General features: G+C 68.5%; 16 protein-coding genes and 2 pseudogenes. 9 read left to right on the top strand and 9 right to left on the bottom strand.

Features of this window, described 5'->3' with window-relative positions:
• Positions 1-19: 19 nt before the first annotated feature.
• Positions 20-979, top strand: coding sequence for a helix-turn-helix domain-containing protein (locus tag OG371_RS10175; protein ID WP_329067890.1), 960 nt, complete (start codon positions 20-22; stop codon positions 977-979).
• 4 nt (positions 980-983) lie between these two features.
• Positions 984-1,418: an SgcJ/EcaC family oxidoreductase gene (locus OG371_RS10170; protein ID WP_329067888.1), complete on the top strand. Its 435-nt coding sequence runs from the start codon at positions 984-986 to the stop codon at positions 1,416-1,418.
• Positions 1,419-1,472: 54 nt separating this feature from the next.
• Here OG371_RS10170 and OG371_RS10165 read toward each other — a convergent pair whose 3' ends face one another.
• From OG371_RS10165 to OG371_RS10140, 6 genes and pseudogenes are all read right to left on the bottom strand, one after another.
• On the bottom strand, positions 1,473-1,724 hold the full coding sequence (locus OG371_RS10165; protein WP_329067886.1) for a hypothetical protein: 252 nt from the start codon (positions 1,722-1,724) through the stop codon (positions 1,473-1,475).
• 103 nt (positions 1,725-1,827) lie between these two features.
• The gene (locus tag OG371_RS10160; protein ID WP_329067884.1) at positions 1,828-3,225 is read right to left on the bottom strand and encodes a hypothetical protein; all 1,398 of its coding nucleotides are present in this window, start codon (positions 3,223-3,225) and stop codon (positions 1,828-1,830) included.
• A gap of 147 nt (positions 3,226-3,372) precedes the next feature.
• Entirely contained in the window at positions 3,373-4,266 is an 894-nt protein-coding gene (locus OG371_RS10155; protein WP_329067882.1) for a Gfo/Idh/MocA family protein, read from the bottom strand.
• A 23-nt stretch (positions 4,267-4,289) separates the two neighbouring features.
• Positions 4,290-4,595, bottom strand: coding sequence for a transposase (locus OG371_RS10150; RefSeq protein ID WP_329072982.1), 306 nt, complete (start codon positions 4,593-4,595; stop codon positions 4,290-4,292).
• A gap of 13 nt (positions 4,596-4,608) precedes the next feature.
• A pseudogene (locus OG371_RS10145) lies at positions 4,609-5,588 on the bottom strand (IS110 family transposase).
• A gap of 302 nt (positions 5,589-5,890) precedes the next feature.
• Positions 5,891-6,678: pseudogene (locus tag OG371_RS10140) on the bottom strand (IS630 family transposase); the annotation flags it as partial.
• A gap of 381 nt (positions 6,679-7,059) precedes the next feature.
• Here OG371_RS10140 and OG371_RS10135 point away from each other — a divergent pair.
• Complete coding sequence (locus tag OG371_RS10135) at positions 7,060-7,398, top strand: ArsR/SmtB family transcription factor (protein ID WP_329067880.1); 339 nt, start codon at positions 7,060-7,062, stop codon at positions 7,396-7,398.
• 445 nt (positions 7,399-7,843) lie between these two features.
• Here the strand turns inward: OG371_RS10135 and OG371_RS10130 are convergent, their stop codons facing one another.
• Positions 7,844-8,641, bottom strand: a complete 798-nt coding sequence (locus OG371_RS10130) for an alpha/beta fold hydrolase (protein ID WP_329067878.1) — start codon at positions 8,639-8,641, stop codon at positions 7,844-7,846.
• Positions 8,642-8,771: 130 nt separating this feature from the next.
• On the opposite strand from OG371_RS10130, the gene OG371_RS10125 reads away from it, so the two are divergent.
• Positions 8,772-10,307 carry a long-chain-fatty-acid--CoA ligase gene (locus OG371_RS10125; protein WP_329072980.1) on the top strand — a complete coding sequence of 512 codons (1,536 nt, stop codon included), beginning with the start codon at positions 8,772-8,774 and terminating at the stop codon, positions 10,305-10,307.
• A 9-nt stretch (positions 10,308-10,316) separates the two neighbouring features.
• Here the strand turns inward: OG371_RS10125 and OG371_RS10120 are convergent, their stop codons facing one another.
• Both OG371_RS10120 and OG371_RS10115 read right to left on the bottom strand, forming a co-directional pair.
• The gene (locus OG371_RS10120) at positions 10,317-10,904 is read right to left on the bottom strand and encodes a QsdR family transcriptional regulator (RefSeq protein ID WP_329067876.1); all 588 of its coding nucleotides are present in this window, start codon (positions 10,902-10,904) and stop codon (positions 10,317-10,319) included.
• A 77-nt stretch (positions 10,905-10,981) separates the two neighbouring features.
• Positions 10,982-11,743 carry an SDR family NAD(P)-dependent oxidoreductase gene (locus OG371_RS10115; protein ID WP_329067874.1) on the bottom strand — a complete coding sequence of 254 codons (762 nt, stop codon included), beginning with the start codon at positions 11,741-11,743 and terminating at the stop codon, positions 10,982-10,984.
• 324 nt (positions 11,744-12,067) lie between these two features.
• Between OG371_RS10115 and OG371_RS10110 the strand changes: the two genes are divergently transcribed.
• From OG371_RS10110 to OG371_RS10090, 5 genes are read left to right on the top strand one after another with little or no spacing between them, the layout of a single operon-like run.
• Entirely contained in the window at positions 12,068-13,150 is a 1,083-nt protein-coding gene (locus OG371_RS10110; RefSeq protein WP_329067872.1) for a sugar ABC transporter substrate-binding protein, read from the top strand.
• The gene (locus tag OG371_RS10105; RefSeq protein WP_329067870.1) at positions 13,135-14,703 is read left to right on the top strand and encodes a sugar ABC transporter ATP-binding protein; all 1,569 of its coding nucleotides are present in this window, start codon (positions 13,135-13,137) and stop codon (positions 14,701-14,703) included. The genes OG371_RS10110 and OG371_RS10105 overlap by 16 nt, the downstream gene beginning before the upstream one ends.
• A complete protein-coding gene (locus OG371_RS10100) occupies positions 14,700-15,722 on the top strand; it encodes an ABC transporter permease (RefSeq protein WP_329067869.1) in 1,023 nt (340 codons plus the stop codon). The genes OG371_RS10105 and OG371_RS10100 overlap by 4 nt, the downstream gene beginning before the upstream one ends.
• A gap of 30 nt (positions 15,723-15,752) precedes the next feature.
• Positions 15,753-16,985, top strand: a complete 1,233-nt coding sequence (locus OG371_RS10095; protein WP_329067865.1) for an acyl-CoA dehydrogenase family protein — start codon at positions 15,753-15,755, stop codon at positions 16,983-16,985.
• A 2-nt stretch (positions 16,986-16,987) separates the two neighbouring features.
• Complete coding sequence (locus OG371_RS10090; protein WP_329067863.1) at positions 16,988-17,983, top strand: NADPH:quinone oxidoreductase family protein; 996 nt, start codon at positions 16,988-16,990, stop codon at positions 17,981-17,983.
• The last annotated feature ends 1 nt before the right edge of the window (position 17,984 follow it).

Below are 17,984 nucleotides of genomic sequence, written 5' to 3'. Positions count from 1 at the left end.
CGGCGGGTAACGTCGGGTCATGACTGGTGCCGAGGCATTCCTGGAGGCGTTCGCGGCGAGCGGCCTGCCGCCCCTGCGCGGCCGCCGGCAGGTCGGCGACGGCTTCCGCGCCGGCCTGGTGACCGGTGAGCTGGGGCCGTTGCGACTGGCCGAACTGGTCTCCCCAGCGGGTGAGTGCTTCCGGGACGCGCGGTCCGCGCGCGAGGCCGACAGCGAATCCTGGCAGATAGAGCTGGTCACGCGGGGACGGGTGCGGGCCGAGCAGGGCGGCCACATCGCCGTGCTGGAACCCGGCGACCTGGTCCTGATCGACCCGGTGCGGCCGGTGCGGTTCGCCACTTCCGAGACCACCAGCGTGACCATGCTGGTGCCCCGGCCGGCGTTGCGGCTCGGGCCGAACGACGCGGCGAGGCTCGCTGGGGTGCGGATCCGCGGCGACCGCGGCCCCGGGGCGCTGGTGTCCTCGCTCGCGCGGGAGATGGCGCGGTCGCTGGCCGGGTTCCGGGCCGACGAGGCGGACCGGTCGGCGGCCGCGGTGATCGAGCTGATCGCGGTGGCGCTGTCGGCTCAGCTGGGCGAGGCGCGCCCGGCCCCCGACGAGGCGCTGCGCCATCGGATCGTCGGCTTCATCGAAGCGCGACTGTCCGATCGGGACCTGACCCCGGCGAAGGTCGCCGCGGCGCACCACCTTTCCGTGCGCCGCCTGCACAAGCTCTTCGAGGACCAGCCGCTGACGGTGGCGGCGCTGATCCGGCGGCGCCGCCTGGAGCGCTGCCGGGCGGACCTGGCCGGCAGCGACCGCACGGTCGCGGCCGTCGCCGCCCGATGGGGATTCGCCGATCCGGCGCACTTCAGCCGGCTATTCAAGGCGACCTACGGGTACAACGCCGCGGCACTGACGTCCAGCAACCGTGCGCGGATGATCAAGGCGCCGGGCGCGCGGTCCGGCGAGGATGGCGGTCACAGCGGAGAAAGGTGATCGCATGGAACAGTCGGCCGAGTCGATGAGCGCCATTCCGGGCCGGATGAACGAGGGCTGGAACGCCGGTGACGCGGCCGCGTTCCTGGCCGATTTCACGGACGACGGCGAGCTGGTCGACTTCGAGGGATCCATCCACAAAGGACGCGACGAGCTGATCGCGTTCCACCGGCCCCTGTTCGACACGGTGCTGAAGGGCACCCGGCTGGTGCGCGGCGAGGTGAAGTTCGCGCGGATCGTCCGGCCGGGATGGGGTGTGGTGCACCACCGGATGGCCATGCTGATGCCAGGTGAGCAGGAGCCGCCGGCGCACCGGTCCTTCCTGCAGCTGTACGCCATGGTGTGGCAGGACGACCGCTGGCAGGTCGCGGCGCTGCAGAACTCGCGGCTGATCTCGCTGGAGACCGCGGCGGCCCTGGAATCCTTGGCGGCCAAGTGAAAACTGCTCCGTCCAGAACCGCGGTACGGGCGTTCTGGACGGAGCAGCCGGAGATCAGAAGTCGATGACCAGCTTCCACTGCGAGGACGGGACGCCGACTGGGGCCGCGCCGATGTCCACGCAGTGGAAGCCGTGCGCCTCACCCTGCTGCGCCAGCGTGTTGCCCGCTGCCATGCAGTCGCCGTACGAGCCGTAGATCTGCGGCGGGCCGGCGCCGGCGTTGGCGGTACCGGCGGCCGCGATCGCGACGGCCGTGGAGACGGCGACGAGGAGACCGGTCGCCCCCGCCTTGCGCGAGATACTCATTCGTGAACGCTCCTTGGGTGAGTTCCGGGCCGGCCAGTGCGAGTCCGACGCTGCCACCGACGGTCACCGGACTTCAACCGCCGCAACGATCTCTGCCCGAACGTCACTGCGGCGCCAGACCCTGGGTGAGGATGGCCAGCGGGTCACCCTGGCAGGACAGGAGGGCCTGACGCAGGGCGCTGAGCCGTCGCTGTTGTTCCGCGGCCGGGAGCGCGTGCAGCACGGGCCAGAACGGGGCCGCCTCGGAGTCGAAGGTCCCCACCGGTTTGCCGAGCAGCATCGAGGCCGACAGCTCCCGCGCGGAGTACTCGCGGTCCAGCCGCTCCATGGCTTCCCGGTCCCGCTGCTCCTCCGGGGGCAGCACGGTGCACCACGTCGTCCCGGCGCCCTCCAGCATCCGGGTTTCCAGCTCTTCCGCGGGCACCTTCGGCTGAGACTGGTCGTCCAGGTCGGCGCTGTACAGGTCGAACGAGACCACCCCGGACGGCTGGGGCTTCGGGCTGTTGTCGTAGGGGCTCACCGTGATTTCCGAGACCGAGGCCGGCGCGGAGGCCAGCGGCGCCAGCCGGTGCAGCGCGTCCCGGGCGGGGCCGGTGATGTCGTCCAGCGCATCGGCGTGGGCCTTGGCGACGCAGACGCGCGGCGCGTCCGTGGTGCAGACCGGTGCGGCGGCTTCCGCGTCGATGACGCTGGCCTCGTCCCGGGTGGCCGGGAACAGCGGCAGCGCCACCGCGAGCCCGGCGCCGATCGCCAGCAACGCCAGGTAACGGCGGCGTCCGGGGACCATCACCAGCACCAGGCCGCCCACGGCCAGCCCGGTGAACCAGAACGCCTGGCCGAGAGTGACCTGCGGCGCGATGGTCAGCATCTGGCTGCGCAAGTGCGTCCCGGGGCCCAGCAGCGAAGACTTCCCGGTGACCGCGAACGCCAGGACCCGCAGCACGGCCAAGCTCAGGACGATGAGGATCGGCGTGGTGTATACCGAAGGCAACACGGTGCCGATGCCCAGGCCTAGCCACGCGGCCGCGAGCAGCGACAGCTCGCCGACGAGTAGCAGCGGCAACCAGCCGAGGTGCTGGTACGAGGTGTTGCCCGCGACCTGGACCGCGCCGTAGGCGAACACGAGCAGGTACGCGAGTGTCAGGGTGATCGCGAGCGCGCCGGCGACCGGCAGCGCGCGCCGCCAAGCGGGCCGCGCGGTGGTCGTGATCAGCTCGGCCACCTCGGGCCGGCCTTCCCGCCGTCCCTGCCAGGCCCCGGCGCCCAGAGCCACCGGGCAGAGGAATTCCAGGGTGTCGCGCAGCAGGCCGGTGAAGGTGGTCCATTGCCCAAACGCGGGCTCCATGCCGCTCAGCAGGTACAGCACCGAGACAAGCCCCAGCACCAGTGCCAGCGCGCCGGCCACCGGCGCGGTCGACCGGCGCAGCTCGATGCCGAGCACCCGCGCCGTCCCTTGCCGCCGATGTTCCACACGATCCGTGCCGAGTACCCGTGTCGTCACCGGTCTGCCCCCTGCCTCGTTGCCCGCCTGCTTGCCGAATCCCCTCCGGCATCGGGGAAGACGCGGGCTTCGGCTGACCGGTTCTCCTGGCGTTGTGTCCTACGTCACTCCACGGTGCCGACCGAGTGGGCGGATCTGCAGCCCTGGTCAGCCGACGTACTGGCGTGCACCGGTGGCGGCCGCCTGCTCGACCTGGTCGAGGAAACGGTGGCGGCGCACCGCGTGGGCGAAGTCGGGCATCACGCGGGTGCCCTCCGTGAGGTCGGCGTGCAACTGGACGTAGGCGTGGGCGACGGTGTAGGCCATGGTGTCGCGGGCGTGCGCGAGAGCGGGGACGTTCGCGTCGTAGTGGGCCGGGACCGGAAGCTCGCTCAGCTCGTCCGTTTCGCCCCGGGCGCCGTGGATGGTGACCTGTCCGAACTGGAGGTGCCCGGAGGCGCCGGTGACGTGCAGGTCGCCCTCGGTTCCGTTGATCTCCCAGAGAAAGTTGGTCGCGCGGGTGACTCCGCCGCGATAGTGGACGGAGGCGACGGCGCCCGACTCGAGGAGCCCGGTCACGGCGATCTGATCGTCGACGTTCTTGGGCATGGCCGCTCCGGTCCCGGCGTGGCGGACCTCGGGGCGCCGGTTGGCGAGCGTGGCGTTGAGCTGGGTGAACTCGCCCAGCACCGAGGCGAGTCCGTCCATGGTGTGCCCGAAGGGGATGGACAGCAGCGTCGCGCCGTTGGCCCGGTCGGCCAGGTACGCGTGGCGGTCGTCGGACGTCGCGCCCCAGTGCGGGCCGGAGGCGATAACGCTGGTGGAAAGCACTTCTCCGACGTAGCCGTCCGCGATCAGGTCGTGGAGGTAGCGGACCGGGGGCGCCAAGCGCGCCTGGAGCCCGACAAACCCCCGCAGATTCCGCGAACTCGCGAAGGCGGCCATCTTCTCGGCTTCGGCGGTCCCGTTGCCCAGCGGCCACTCGCTCAGCACGTTCTTGCCCGCCGCCAGCGCGGCCATGACCAGCTCGAGGTGGTGCGGCACCTTGACCGAGACCACCACCAGGTCCACCTCGTCGCGCTCGACTAGTGTCCTGCGTCAGAAATCCGCCTGCAAAATCGAGCCAGGGACTCGAGGATCTCTTCCGCGGTCTTGGTCCACAGAAACGGCCGGGGATGGGTGTTCCAATCGGCGATCCAGGCTCGAACATCCTTCTCCAGCGCCTGCACACTCCTGTGGGCGCCGCGTTTGATCTTCTGCTCCGCCAGCAACCCGAACCAGCGTTCGACCTGGTTGATCCACGAGGAGCCGGTCGGGGTGAAGTGCATGTGGAACCGGGGATGGCGGGCGAGCCAGGCCTTGATCGCGGGGGTCTTGTGCGTGCCGTAGATGCCCCTATGGATGTCAAGCGGCGGCGGGTTGTGATTGCGTGCTCGGCGTGGATGCGGGACTGGTGATCAAGTGGTAGATCTCCCGTGCGATGTAGCGTTTGAGGCAGCGGATGGCCTCGCGACGGGTCTTGCCTTCGGCGGTGCGTCGGTCGAGGTAGTCGCGGCTGCGCTGGTCCCAGCGCAGGCGGGAGAGCGTGATGCGGTAGAGCGCGGCGTTGGCCTGGCGGTCGCCACCGCGGTTGAGTCGGCGTCGGTGTGTCTTGCCCGAGGATGCCTGCACGGGGCTGACGCCGCAAAGGACGCCTCGCTATGCAGGCGGTCTGGATTGTCCCCGGCTGTGACGAGCAGGGCGGCCGCGCTGTCGGGGCCAATTCCGGGACGTTCCAGCAGTGCCGGAGTATGCGCGGCAACAGCATCGGTGATCCGGTGTTCCAGATCGCGGATCTCGCCGGTCAGTTCACGAATCCGGTGGGCCAGCAGGCGAAGCGTGTAGACCGCGGCGCTGGTGACGTCGTTGGGTGTGGTGGGCGGGAGTTCCGCGCAGCGCCGGAAGAGTATGGGGTTGCTCAGACCTGTCAATGCTTCGCGTAGCGCTGGGTCGGCAGCGATGAGCACGGCCTTGAGCTGATTGATCGTCTGCGTCCGGGCCTTGATAGCGGATGCCTTGGCCAGCTTGAATATTCGGAGCATTTCCACCGGCCCGTCACCAGTCTTCATGCTGCCGGTCGCCCGGCCGGACAGGACGGCGCGAGCGGCCGTTTCCGCGTCGATGGCGTCGGTCTTGCCGCGTCGGCGGCGAGTGGCCTTGTCCGGCTGATTGACCTCGATCACCTGCTCGCCTTCGGTGCGCAAGTGCCGAGCCAGCGCCGCGCCGTAGGAGCCAGTGCATTCCACCCCAGCCCGCTGCAGCGGACCGAACGCACGTGCCCACGTCAGCAGGGCACCGAGGGCCGTGATCACCGCCGCAACATGCAGATCCTTGTGCGTATCCACGCCGAGAACGACCTCGCGGGCGGGGCGTCGTCTTGGCTGGGCAGGGCGGTGTGGGGCATGCTGGGCACAGTCGTCTGTCTCCTGACCACTCGGGAACGGATGGCCGTCGCCGGGCCGGTCGAGGCGGTCAGAACTGTGATGGTGCCCTGTTCACGGCAAGGCCCCTATCGGGACACGCCCCGCCGGTCCGGCGGCAGCAAGCACCGTCCCAGGCTGGAGCCGACAGATCTACGGAAAGGCACCACGGCCGGTTGTCGCACGGGTCAGGCCACAGCCCGGGACGGCACCTGATCATCATCACAGTTGTCGCAGACCAGGTGCACGTCCAACTCGGCGGGCACGGCCTTGTCGATCGTGATCAAGAACTTCTTGAACTCAGCGGCGCGGTGCTGGCGGTGCAACTCGCCGATCACCGTTCCGTCGGCGATATCGAACGCGGCGAACAAGCTGGTGATGCCGTTGCGGACGTAGTCATGGGTGCGCCGCTCGGGCATGCCCGGCATCATCGGCAACGCCGGCTGGGAACGATCCAGCGCCTGGATCTGACTCTTCTCATCCACGCACAGCACCACCGCCCGCTCGGGCGGGTTGTGATACAGACCAACGACATCCACGACCTTCTCCACGAACAGCGGATCGGTCGAGAGCTTGAACGTCTCCGCACGATGAGGTTTGAGCCCGAACTCGCGCCAGATCCGGCCGATAGTCGACTTGCTCAACCCCGACCTCTCCGCCATCGACGCCCGCGACCAATGCGTGGCATTGCGGGGAGTCTGCTCCAGCGTCGCCACGATGACGTCCTCCACCCGGTCGACCGTGATCGACGGAGGCCGGCCCGGCCTGTCCTCATCCATCAGGGCGTCCAGCCGTCCGAGGCGAACCGGGCACGCCACTTGCCCACCATCGTCCGATGCACCCCCAGCCGCGCCGCGACCTCCACATTGGACAACCCCTCCGCGCACGCGAGCACGACCCGGCACCGCTGGGCCAGCGCCTGCGCGCTTGTCGACCTACGCGCCCACCGCTGCAACGTCTCCCGCTCCTCAGCGGTCAACACCAACTCGACCTTCGGTCGCCCAGTCCGCGCCATCCACCCATACTAGACTTAGTCACACGATTTCCGGCGCAGGACACTAGCTCCTCGACGCTGCCGAACGCCAGCGGAACACCGAATTTCGCCCCGGCCGCCTTGGCCGATTCGGGGCTGCTGGTGCTCAGCGCGCGCAGTTCGTAGGCGCCGGGCAGGGCGGCGAGGGCGGGAACGTGGGCCGTCCCAGCCCGGCCGGCGCCGGCGCTGAGCCCGACGATGCCGACGCCGATCGGGGCCGGCGACCCGGCTGCGGGCGTGGACGAGACCGGAGAGGACATGGCAGTTCCCCTTCCCATCGGATGGCGTGGCCGGCTGGTGATCGCCACCGTATCCCATGTTCGCTCAAATGCGAACATGGACTGCCTCGTGGATACTGATGGCGTGGCCAGCCGAACCTCGTCCCCGTTGCTGCACCCCGACGTGCGGGACCTGGACCTGTTCACGGTGATGGCCGCGCTGAGCGACCCGGTCCGCCTGGGCATCGTGGCCACCCTCGGCGCCGAGCCCGAGGTGGCCTGCGGCTGTTTCGACCTCCCGGTCGGCAAATCCACCAGCAGTCGCCACTTCCGCGTCCTGCGCGAGGCCGGCCTGATCCGCCAACGGGACCAGGGAACGCGCCGCATCAACTCCCTCCGCCGCGAGGATCTGGAGCAACGCTTCCCCGGCCTGCTCGCCCTCGTCCTACGCGAGGCGGCGGCGCAAGTGGGGACTGCCCGTTAGCCGGTTGCTCTGGACTTGTCCCTCTTGAGAACGGGTCGAGACGGGATCAGTTCGAATCCTGCCGGGGGCACAGCTCACCACCAGTGCACCACGACGGCTTTGATTTCAGTCCTGTTCGGACACAGCCGGGTCAGTGGAACGGCGACCGCGTTGGTGTTCCCTCGGCGACAGGCACCTTGCGCGACGCTGACACCACCCGGGCGCGGTTCCAGGTGGTCAGCGGGTTACCGGTCGCTGTGAAGCCCGCTCATGCCAAGGTTCGGCGCGACGGATACCGCCAGCGTCCTGGTTTCGTTCGAGGCCCTGTCCTGGACGCCGGATTGGCTTTGGCCCTGTAGGCCGGACGGGTTCCTCGCTGGGTCCCGAACTGATCTATTTGCTCACGCAGGACTGTTCGCGCCAGACGAGTTGGGTCCGTGGCGCAGTCGCCGGGCCTGAGCGCTCCCTATCGGAGTTGGAGGCGGCCGAGGAAATCCGCGATGTGCCGGGCGACCTGTTCAGGTCGTTCCTGGCAGACCATGTGCCCCTCTCCTTCCAGGATGACCGAGGTCGAGTCGGGCAGCAGTGCCGAGCACGTGAGCTGGTGCTCGGGGGGTTCGGACTCGTCGTCCGACGAGACCACGAACAGCCACGGCTGGGTCAGGGCCGGTAAGGCTTCGGCACGCTGGTCGACATGGAACTGGCCGGTCACGATCTCGCGGATGCATTCGCGTGGCACCAGCGCCGCCTCCGCGCCGGCCGAGCGCACGTGATCGGACCCCGGGGCGAGATGCTTGTAGAGGCCACCGATCATCTCTGCCAGTACGTCTTCTTTTCCCGCCATGTCGATCATGCTCAGCACCCACTCCCGGCTCTCCGGCCGTTTCCCGGTGACCGGGATACCCGCTATGGCGACTCCGGCCGCGATGGCGGCGGGATGCTCCGCGGCGAGCCGCCAGCCGACCGCGCTTCCCATGGAGTGCCCGACGTAGCCGAAACGGTTGATACCCAGCGATGACACGACGCCCCAGATGTCGTCGGCCATGCGCCGCAGCGTGGCATCGGTCTCGATGGCCGCGGACCGGCCGTGGCCACGGTGATCGACGATGACGTGCCGGTAGGCGGGCAGTGTGGAGATGATGTCCAGGTAGAACTTGGCCGACAACAGAAAGCCGTGTGCCCAGACCAGAACCGGCGCGTCGTGCGTGGGTCCGGGAACGTCGGCGTAGTGGATTTCGTCGCCGTTGAGGGTAATCGCGCTCATCGTTGAGGCTTCCGATCCTTGTGCGTGCTCCGGTGAGGTCGCCGTCACTTCCGGGCAAGGGTACCGGTCCCACCGCGAGATTGCTACATTGACGTCAAATGTTGCATTCGTGTGGCCGGGTGGAGGTTTCATGGTCAATCTCGCGAGTTTCCTGGACGTCACGGCCGCCGCCCATCCGGATCGAGTGGCCGTCGCGCACGAGGACAGGAGCTGGACCTACGCGGCACTGCTGGCCGAGGCGAACAAGGTTGCCGGACATCTCACCGGTCTCGGCCTCCGCCGGGGTGAATCCGTGGCTCTCTCCTGTCCCAACGTCCCCGAGTTCACCGCTGCGTACTACGGAATCCTCAAGGCCGGAGGTGTCGTCGTCCCGCTGAACGTTCTCCTTCGTCCGCGGGAGATCGCCTACCACCTCCGCGACTCGGGTGCCCGGTTCCACATCGCGTACCGCGCGGTCGAGGACCTCGCCGGTGCGGACGTGGGCCGATCCAATGCGGTGCCGGACGTGTACCCCATCAAGGTCGGCCCGGGCGGCGTCGTGCCATGGGCCGAGCGCAGTCCCCACTTCGGCACCCTGGACGTGCACTCCGACGACGTCGCGGTCCTCATCTACACCTCCGGGACCAGCGGTCAGCCCAAGGGGGCGCAGTTAAGGCACCGGAACCTCCGCGACAACGCACTGGCGAGCAGCGCGGTGTACGAGATCCGGACCGATCCCCCGGACACGTTCCTCTGCGCGCTGCCGCTGTTCCACGCGTTTGGTCAGACCTGCCTGCAGAACGCCTCCGTCGCCTCCGGTGGGAAACTCGTCCTGCTCGACCGGTTCCACGAGGTCGAGGTCCTGCGCAGGATGGCCGATGACGGTGTCACGGTGTTCGCGGGCGTGCCGACGATGTACTGGAGGCTGATCAACACCCTGCAGTCGGCCCGGGACGCGGGCGTTCGCACCGACCGGATCGGCAGCACACTGCGAGTCGCGGCCTCGGGTGGCGCGGCGCTCGCCGCCGAGACGCACGCGCGGTTCCAGAGGTCGTTCGGGGTCACGATCCTGGAGGGGTACGGATTGTCGGAAACCTCGCCGGCCGCCAGCTCCGCACGGCTCGGCGAGCCGGTCCGGGTGGGCTCGGTCGGGCGGGCATTGCCCGGCGTCGAGCTCGCACTCCTCGACGAGGACTGGCACCCGCTCCCTCCGCCCGGCGACGGCGACGAGTTCTCAGGCGTTGGTGAGATCGCGGTCAAGGGCCACAACGTGATGCGGGGGTACCACGAGCGGCCCGAGGCGACCGCGGCCGCCCTGCGGGACGGGTGGCTCAGGACCGGTGACCTCGCGCGCCGGGACGCCGAGGGCTTCTACTACATCGTCGACCGCATGAAGGACCTCATCATCCGCGGCGGCTTTAACGTGTACCCGCGGGAGCTGGAGGAGGTTCTCATGACACACGAGGACGTTTCCCTGGTTGCGGTCGTGGGTGTTGCGCACGAGGTGCACGGCGAAGAGGTGAAGGCCGTCGTCGTGCGCCGCGACGGTGTGACGCTGACCGAGGCAGAACTCTTGGAGTGGGGCAAGGCGCAGTTCGCGGCGTACAAGTATCCGAGGATCATCGAGTTCCGTGACGAGCTTCCGATGACAGCGACCGGAAAGATCCTGAAGCGAAGCTTGCGTTAGCGGGACTCGTCACGCCCTCAACAGGGCGGTGAGCACGCGCTCCGCGGTGTCGGGGTCCGGAGCCGCTCCCGCGATGGTGGGCAGGTACTGGTAGGACTCCGCGATGCGGACCGTCACGTAGGCCAGGTCGTCGACGGCGAGAGGGGAACTGATTCTGCCGGTCTCGATGTCGAGCGAAAGGTAGTACCTGACGGCGGCGAGGAACCGAGGCTGGAAACCATGGCTTGCCAGCGTGAACAGCCGCATCGCGCGCTCGTTCTCGGTCACCAGGAAGTGTCTGGCGCCCGGCTGGGACATCGTGTCGCGGAGGTAGGCGCCCAGCATCCTCGGCACACGCGGTCCCCGGACGTTCGCCAGTTTCTCCCACTCCCGCGTCAGTGTCTCCTCCGTCAGCCGCCAGATGACCTCCACCAGCAGCACGTCGCGGCTGCCCACCCAGCGGTACAGGGTCACCCGGTTGACACCGAGCTCCTCCGCCAGCTGCCCCAGGTCGATCCGCTGCCCGGCCAGGTATTTGCGCCGAGCGAGGGCGTAGGCGTCCGCGGGCTGCGCTCGCTGCCGGCCGGACGTGCGGCTGTTGGGCTTCGAAGTCGGCACGGCACGAGCATAGGGGCCAGCGGACGCCGGGGTCCCGGCCACGTGACCGCGAACGCCATCCGGCGCCGGAACCTCGCTCATGTGATTGTGAAGCCGCCATCGCAGGCGATCGTCTGTCCGGTGACGTACCCCGCGGCGTCCGAGATCAACCACACGAGAGTCCCAGCGATCTCGCGGTAATGCCCCGCACGCCCCAGCACCATGCGTGGCGCGAGCGACTCCTCGTAGCCCTCGGCGTACTGATCGGTCATCTCGGATCTGAAGAGCCCCGGGGCGAGGGCGTTCACCCGGATCCCCTTGCGGGTGCCCCACTGCAGGGCGAGGTCGCGGGTCAGCCCGATGAGCCCCGCCTTGCTCGCCGCGTACGCCGCCTGCGGGAGGCCGGCGGTCGTGAGGCCCACTGTGCTCGAGATGTTCACGATGGAGCTTCCCGGCTTCATCACCCGGCCGCAGGCCTGCGCAGCCCAATAGGCACCGTTGAGGTTGGTGTCGATGACTTTCCGGAACTGCTCGGACGTCTCGCGCGTCGCGGGGACGGCGGTCGCGATGCCGGCGTTGTTGACGAGAACGTCGACTCGTCCGAACTCCTCCATGGCACGATCCACCATGTTCTGACAGGCCTTCGGGTCCGCCACGTCGGTGGCGACCGATACGGCCCGGCGCCCGGCTTGCCGCACGAGCTCCGCCGTTGTCTCGAGCAGCTGCGTCCTGCGCGCAGCGAGAACCAGGTCAGCGCCCGCCTGCGCGCACGCCTCCGCGAAACGGACCCCCAAGCCCGATGAAGAACCTGTCACGACGACAACCCGGCCGTCGAGCCTAAACTGATCGAGGACATGCACGCTGAACTCCTTCTCGAATGAAATATCTATCAAGACCGTTGCATCAACGGCTGTCGGTCCAGGAGGGCAAAAAGGTACTTTTCAATCGGATAAATTGCCGAATGATCACCAGCTAGCTCGTCGATGATCGTAGGCGGAAGTGCAACATTTTGACAAATAGTTGCATGAGGCTCGGGTTTGGTTCATAGTGGTGGTCGCCGGCTTCTCCCGGTCGCCCGGCCGCCTGAGCGGCTGGACCACAACGTCGTGGCGAAACTAGGAGTCTCTGTGGACCCAGCCCGAACACGCGCAGTTGCCGCTGTCGCGCTCATCGCCTTCACCGCTGTGACGGTCCTCGGCTGCAGTTCGCCGACGTCCAGTTCCGGATCCAGCGCGGATGCCGCTCCCACCACCGAGGGCGCGAAGCAAGCCGCGGCATACCTGGCGGACTTCAGCGCCAATCCGACCTCGATCGTGCTGGACGAGCCGCTGCCCGCCCGGCCACCGGCCGGGAAGTCGGTCATCACCCTGACCGTGCCATTGCCTGTCGCGAAGCGCCTCAGCGACGCGGAGGAAGCGGCGGCGAAGAAGCTCGGCTGGGACTACAGCTCAATCGCGGCGGGCGCCACGCCGGCATCCGCCGTGGCCGCGTTCGAGGCAGCCCTGTCCCGCAAGCCGGATGCGATCGCGTTCTCCGGATACCCCGCGAGCCTGTTCGCCGACCAGATCAGGAAGGCGAAAGCGGCCGGTATCGCCGTCGTCAGCAACGCGACTGGCGACGGCCCCGTGGACGGGGTCGTCACCGACGTGCGGGGCACCGAGGAAGCCAAGCTCTACGGGCGGCGGGCCGCCGCCTACTTCGTCGTGCACTCCGGCGCGAAGGGCAAGGCCGGAATCTTCAACATCAACGCTTACCCGATCCTCACCGCGTTCGTCGATGGTTTCCAGGAAGCCGTCCGGCAGTGGTGTCCGGACTGCGGCACCGAGGTCCTCAATCAGCAACTCACCGATCCGGGTACCACCACGCCCAACAACGTCGTGAGCTACCTCCAGCGCCATCCCGACGCGAAGTGGGTCGTCTTCAGCAATGGGGACATCTCACAGGGCGTGAGCCCGGCGATCCGCACGGCCGGCCTCACCGGCATCAACATCATGGGCGAAGTGCCCACCGAGGCCAACCTCGCCAACCTCGCCTCGAAAGCGGAGGCCGCCTGGGTCGCCGATCCGGTCGACATCCTGGGCTGGCGGGTGATCGACATTCTCGCCCGGCACTTCGTCGGGGCCGACACGGCCAAGGCCGCCAAGGCACTGCTTCCGGGGCAAGTCATTACCGCGGACAACGTCACGCACATCGTCGTCGATCACGGATTCTACGTCGGCGTCGAGGGATACCAGGCCCAGTTCGCCAGGCTGTGGAAGACGGACTGACCGTGCCGGCACAGCACGCGAGAACGCAGCCCGGCACGGCCGGGGACACGGTGCTCGACATTTCCGGTGTCTCGAAGACCTTTGGCCTTCAGCGAGTGCTGGACGACGTGAGCCTGCGAATCCGCGCCGGAGAGATCCGGGCGCTGGTCGGGGAGAACGGCTCGGGCAAGTCGACGTTGATCAAGATCCTCGCCGGCTATCACGTCCCGGATGCGGGAACCGCGGTCAAGGTCTGTGGGAAGGGCATCGCGTTGCACGACCCGGGCGTGAGCGATGCCGCCGGACTGCGCTTCGTCCACCAGGACCTGGGGCTCGTCGAAGCGATGAGCACGGTGGAGAACCTGGGGCTCGGACGTGGTTACGGGGCCCGGATGTGGGGCCCCGTCCGGTGGAAACGCAGGGCCGGCGAGGCACGCGGGCTGATGCGGCGGTTCGGGTACGACGTCGATGTCGGCAAGCCGGTGAGCTCGCTGACCGCCAGCGAACGAACCGCCGTCGCCGTCGTACGAGCCGTCTCCCGCCACGACAGCCGCGTCCGCGTGCTGGTGCTCGACGAGCCCACGGCGAACCTGCCCGGCCCCGAGGTCGATCGGCTGTTTTCCCTGGTCCGGCGGGTGCGAGAGGAGGGCATCGCGGTCCTGTTCGTCTCACACCACCTGAACGAAGTGTTCGACCTGGCCGATTCGGTCACGGTCCTGCGCGGCGGTGCCGTCGTCGGTACGCATCCCGTGCGCGAGCTGAGCCACGACCGGCTGATCGAGCTGATGGTCGGCCGTGCGGTGGAGGCGGCCCCGATCGCGCCGCGCCGCGCCGAGGCGCCTGTCGTGCTCAGCGCCACCGGCCTGTCCGGCGGTTCCGTGGCGCACGTCGACCTCGACGTGGCGGAGGGCGAGATCCTCGGCATCGCCGGGATCACGGGCTCGGGACGGGAGTCGATCGCCTCACTCCTGTTCGGCGCGATTCCGAGGACCGGCACCGTGGCGTTGCGTGGAAGGCCGTTGCGGCCGGGTCGCCCCGATCTGAGCATCGCCGCCGGTATCGCGCTGGTACCGGCCGACCGTGCCGTCAAGGCGGTGCTGCACGGTCATGACGTCAGCGAGAACATCTCGATTGTCCGACCTGGCGATTTCACCCGTCTCGGGCTGCGACTGCGGCGGCTCGAGCGCGATGAGGCGTCGAGGTGGCTGCACGAGCTCGATGTCCGGCCTCGCGTACCGCGGATACCGCTCGAGAAGCTCTCGGGAGGCAATGCGCAGAAAGTCGTGCTGGCGCGCTCGCTGCGGGGGCGGCCCGGACTCCTGCTCCTCGACGAACCTACCCAAGGTGTTGACGTCGGCGCGAAGGAAGACATCCATCGGCGCGTCCAGGCCGTTGCCGCCGAGGGAAGCGCGGTGATCGTCTGCTCGACCGACAGCGAGGAGCTGGCACGGCTGTGCAACCGGGTCGTCGTCCTCGTCCGCGGCCGGGTGGCACGCGAACTCACCGCACCGCTCAGCGCCGACGCCATCACCGCGGCCTGTATCGCGGACATCCAGCAGAAAGGCCACCGATGAGCACTTTCCTTGATACGCAGGAGTCAGAAGGCGCCGACCTCACCCTGGTCCAGGCGTCCCGGAACCGTCGCCGTTCGCCGCTTCGCCTGATCGGTCTGGACCGCTTGAGCGGGGTGTACGCCCTCGGGCTGGTCATCGCCCTGTTCGCCGTGTGGGTTCCGCACACCTTCCTGACGGCGACGACGTTGCGCAGCGTCAGTGGCAGTTCGGCGGTCACTTCGATCGCCGCACTGGCGCTCATCGTCCCGCTGGCCTGTGGCCTTTTCGATCTTTCGGTTGCCGGGACGCTGGGGCTGGGCGCGGTGCTGGTCCTCAAGCTCCAGATCGAGGGCGTGAGCATCGCGGTGTCGATCCTCGCCAGCCTACTGGCGGGGCTGGTGATCGGCGCGGTCAACGGTTTTCTCGTCGTCAGGGTCGGCGTCAGTTCCTTCATCGCCACCCTGGGAATGAGCAGCGTCGTCGCCGCGCTGACGTTCTGGATCACCCACGGATTCCAGCTGGTCGCAGACCTAAGCAACCCGTTCGTCGTCTTCGGACAAAGCGCCTTCGCCGGTCTCCCCACGGCGGTGTGGATCGCGTGCGGAATCGCCGCCGTTCTCCTGTACGTCACCGAAGGCACGACACTGGGGCGGTACCTCTACGCCGTCGGAGGTAACGCCGAAGCGGCACGGCTAGTGGGTGTCCGTGTCGATCGCCTGCGGTTCGGGTCGCTGGTGTGCTCGGGTCTCCTCGCCGCCATCGCGGGTGTCGTCCTGTCCGCGCAGCTGGGCTCGAGCAGCGCCGACATCGGGCCGCCGTACCTGCTGCCGGCATTTTCCGCCGTTCTCCTCGGTGCGACCCAGATCAAGACCAACGGCCGGGTCAACGCCGTCGGGACGCTGGTCGCGGTCACGTTGCTGGCGACCGGGATCTACGGGCTCCAACTGGCCGGTGCCCCGTCGTTCATCGCGAACCTGTTCAACGGCCTCGCCCTGATCGTGGCCGTGTCCCTGTCGATCCGCGCCAAGCGCACTACGTGACGCCCCCTCAACCAGGAGAAAGGTCCCGCGATGCAGTTCGAGCTGTCCGACCGCGCGAAGCACTACCAAGAGCGCGTGCTGGACTTCATGGAGAGTCACATCTACCCGGCCGAGCCCCTGTACCACGCGCAGATGACGGCGTCGGGCGACCCGAACTTCCACCCTCCCATCCTCGAGGACCTCAAGAAGGAAGCGAGGGCGCGGGGTCTGTGGAACCTGTTCCATCCGCACGAGAACGAAGCCTGGGGTTCGCCGGGGCTGAGCAACACCGACTACGCTCCACTGGCCGAGATCATGGGCCGTAGCCCGCACATGGCACCGGAAGCGACGAACTGCAACGCGCCGGACACGGGCAACATGGAAGTGCTCGAGCTGTTCGGGACCGACGAGCACCGCGAGCGCTGGCTCAAACCACTGCTCGCCGGAGAGATCGCGTCGGCGTTCGCGATGACGGAACCGGCCGTGGCCAGTTCGGACGCGACCAACATCGAGCTCAGCATGGTGCGCGACGGTGCCGAATACGTCCTCAATGGACGGAAGTGGTTCGTGTCGAACGCCCTGCATGCCCGGTGCGCGGTCCTGATCGTCATGGGCAAGACCGATCCGGGCGCCCCCAAGCACCGGCAGCAGTCGATGATGGTCGTGCCGATCAACACCGCCGGTGTCTCGGTGATTCGCGGGCTGCCCTATTACGGGTACTACGACCGGGAAGGCCATGCCGAGGTGGTGTTCGAGGACGTGCGCGTGCCCACCTCCGCGTTGCTCGCCGGTGAGGGCGACGGGTTCATGATCAGCCAGGCCAGGCTCGGCCCCGGTCGCATCCACCACTGCATGCGGTCGATCGGGATGGCGGAGCGGGCGCTGGACCTCATGATCGACCGGGCCCAGGCGCGGGTGACTTTCGGCGCTCCGCTCGCCGACCGCGCCAACATCCAGGACTGGATCGCCGAGTCGCGAGTGGACATCGAGATGGCCCGCCTGCTGACGATGAAAGCCGCGTGGCTGATGGACACCGTCGGCAACCGCGAGGCCAGAACGGAAATCGCGGCCATCAAGGTGGCCGCCCCGCGCGTCGCGTTGAAGGTGATCGACCGTGCGATCCAGGTCCACGGCGGCGCCGGAGTGACCGAGGACTTTCCTCTCGCCTACTTCTGGGCATATCAACGAACTCTGCGGCTGGCGGACGGACCCGACGAGGTGCACAAGCGGTCCCTCGCGCAGGGCGAGCTCCGTCGCCGTGGTCCCGGCCGGCGGGTGGGGTGAGCATGAAGGCGTGGCAGGTGGGCGGCCTCGGAGAGCCGATCGCGGTCCTCGAACTCAAGGATGTCCCCGACCCGGTGCCCGGTCCCGGTCAGATCCTTGTGCGTGTACTGGCATCGGCCGCGAACTTCCCGGACGTCCTGATGTGCCGTGGTCTGTACCAAGTCAAGCCCGACCTGCCGTTCACCCCGGGTGTCGAGCTGTGCGGCGAGGTCGTCGCTCTCGGACCCGGGGTCCACGGCCACCGGATAGGCGACCGGGTGGTCGGAGGAGTGGTCCTGCCGCACGGCGGGTTCGCCGACCTCGCGCTGATGGACGTCGCCACCACGTTTCCCGCGCCGGAAGAACTGGACGACGTCGAGGCGGCATCGCTCTACATCGGATACCAGACCGGCTGGTTCGGCCTGCATCGGCGGGCCGGCCTGCGCGCGGGTGAGGTCCTGCTCGTCCACGCGGCCTCGGGCGGCGTCGGCAGTGCCGCGGTTCAGCTCGGCAAGGCGGTCGGAGCACGGGTGATCGGGGTGGTCGGCGGTCCGGGCAAGAAGGCGGTCGCCGAGGCCCTCGGCGCGGACGTCGTGGTGGACCGTCACGAGGAGGACTTCGTCGAGGTCGTGCGAGCCGAGACCGGCGGGCGGGGCGCGGACGTGATCTACGACCCGGTCGGCGGCGAGACCTACCTCCGGTCCACGAAATGCGTCGCGTTCGAGGGGCGCATCGTGGTCGTGGGGTTCGCCGGCGGGGAGATCCAGCGGATCGCCCTCAACCACGCGCTCGTGAAGAACTACTCGATCGCCGGCTTGCATTGGGGTCTGTACAACCAGCACGCCCCTGCGGCCGTCGCCGATTGTCACTGCGCCCTGTCGTCGCTGGTCACGGCGGACAAGATCCGTCCACTGATCGGTGAACGCCTCGGCCTCGGGGAGGTCGCGGAGGGTCTGCAGCGTCTCGCGGACGGAAAGACCGTCGGCCGGGTGGTCTTCGACGCCCAGGCGGGCCGGTGAT

Origin of the sequence: Amycolatopsis sp. NBC_01480 (genome assembly GCF_036227205.1) — a bacterium.
Lineage (GTDB): Bacteria > Actinomycetota > Actinomycetes > Mycobacteriales > Pseudonocardiaceae > Amycolatopsis.
The sequence above is the reverse complement of the archived record's forward strand: the minus strand, read 5'-3'. Positions and strand labels throughout refer to the sequence as shown.

What these genes read in the sequence shown, in the direction of transcription:
- OG371_RS10095 (WP_329067865.1), top strand. Translation starts at nt 15,753, where the DNA reads ATGCAGTTCGAGCTGTCCGACCGCGCGAAGCACTACCAAGAGCGCGTG.
- OG371_RS10100 (WP_329067869.1), top strand. Translation starts at nt 14,700, where the DNA reads ATGAGCACTTTCCTTGATACGCAGGAGTCAGAAGGCGCCGACCTCACC.
- OG371_RS10130 (WP_329067878.1), bottom strand. Translation starts at nt 8,641, where the DNA reads ATGAGCGCGATTACCCTCAACGGCGACGAAATCCACTACGCCGACGTT.
- OG371_RS10090 (WP_329067863.1), top strand. Translation starts at nt 16,988, where the DNA reads ATGAAGGCGTGGCAGGTGGGCGGCCTCGGAGAGCCGATCGCGGTCCTC.
- OG371_RS10165 (WP_329067886.1), bottom strand. Translation starts at nt 1,724, where the DNA reads ATGAGTATCTCGCGCAAGGCGGGGGCGACCGGTCTCCTCGTCGCCGTC.
- OG371_RS10175 (WP_329067890.1), top strand. Translation starts at nt 20, where the DNA reads ATGACTGGTGCCGAGGCATTCCTGGAGGCGTTCGCGGCGAGCGGCCTG.
- OG371_RS10170 (WP_329067888.1), top strand. Translation starts at nt 984, where the DNA reads ATGGAACAGTCGGCCGAGTCGATGAGCGCCATTCCGGGCCGGATGAAC.
- OG371_RS10125 (WP_329072980.1), top strand. Translation starts at nt 8,772, where the DNA reads ATGGTCAATCTCGCGAGTTTCCTGGACGTCACGGCCGCCGCCCATCCG.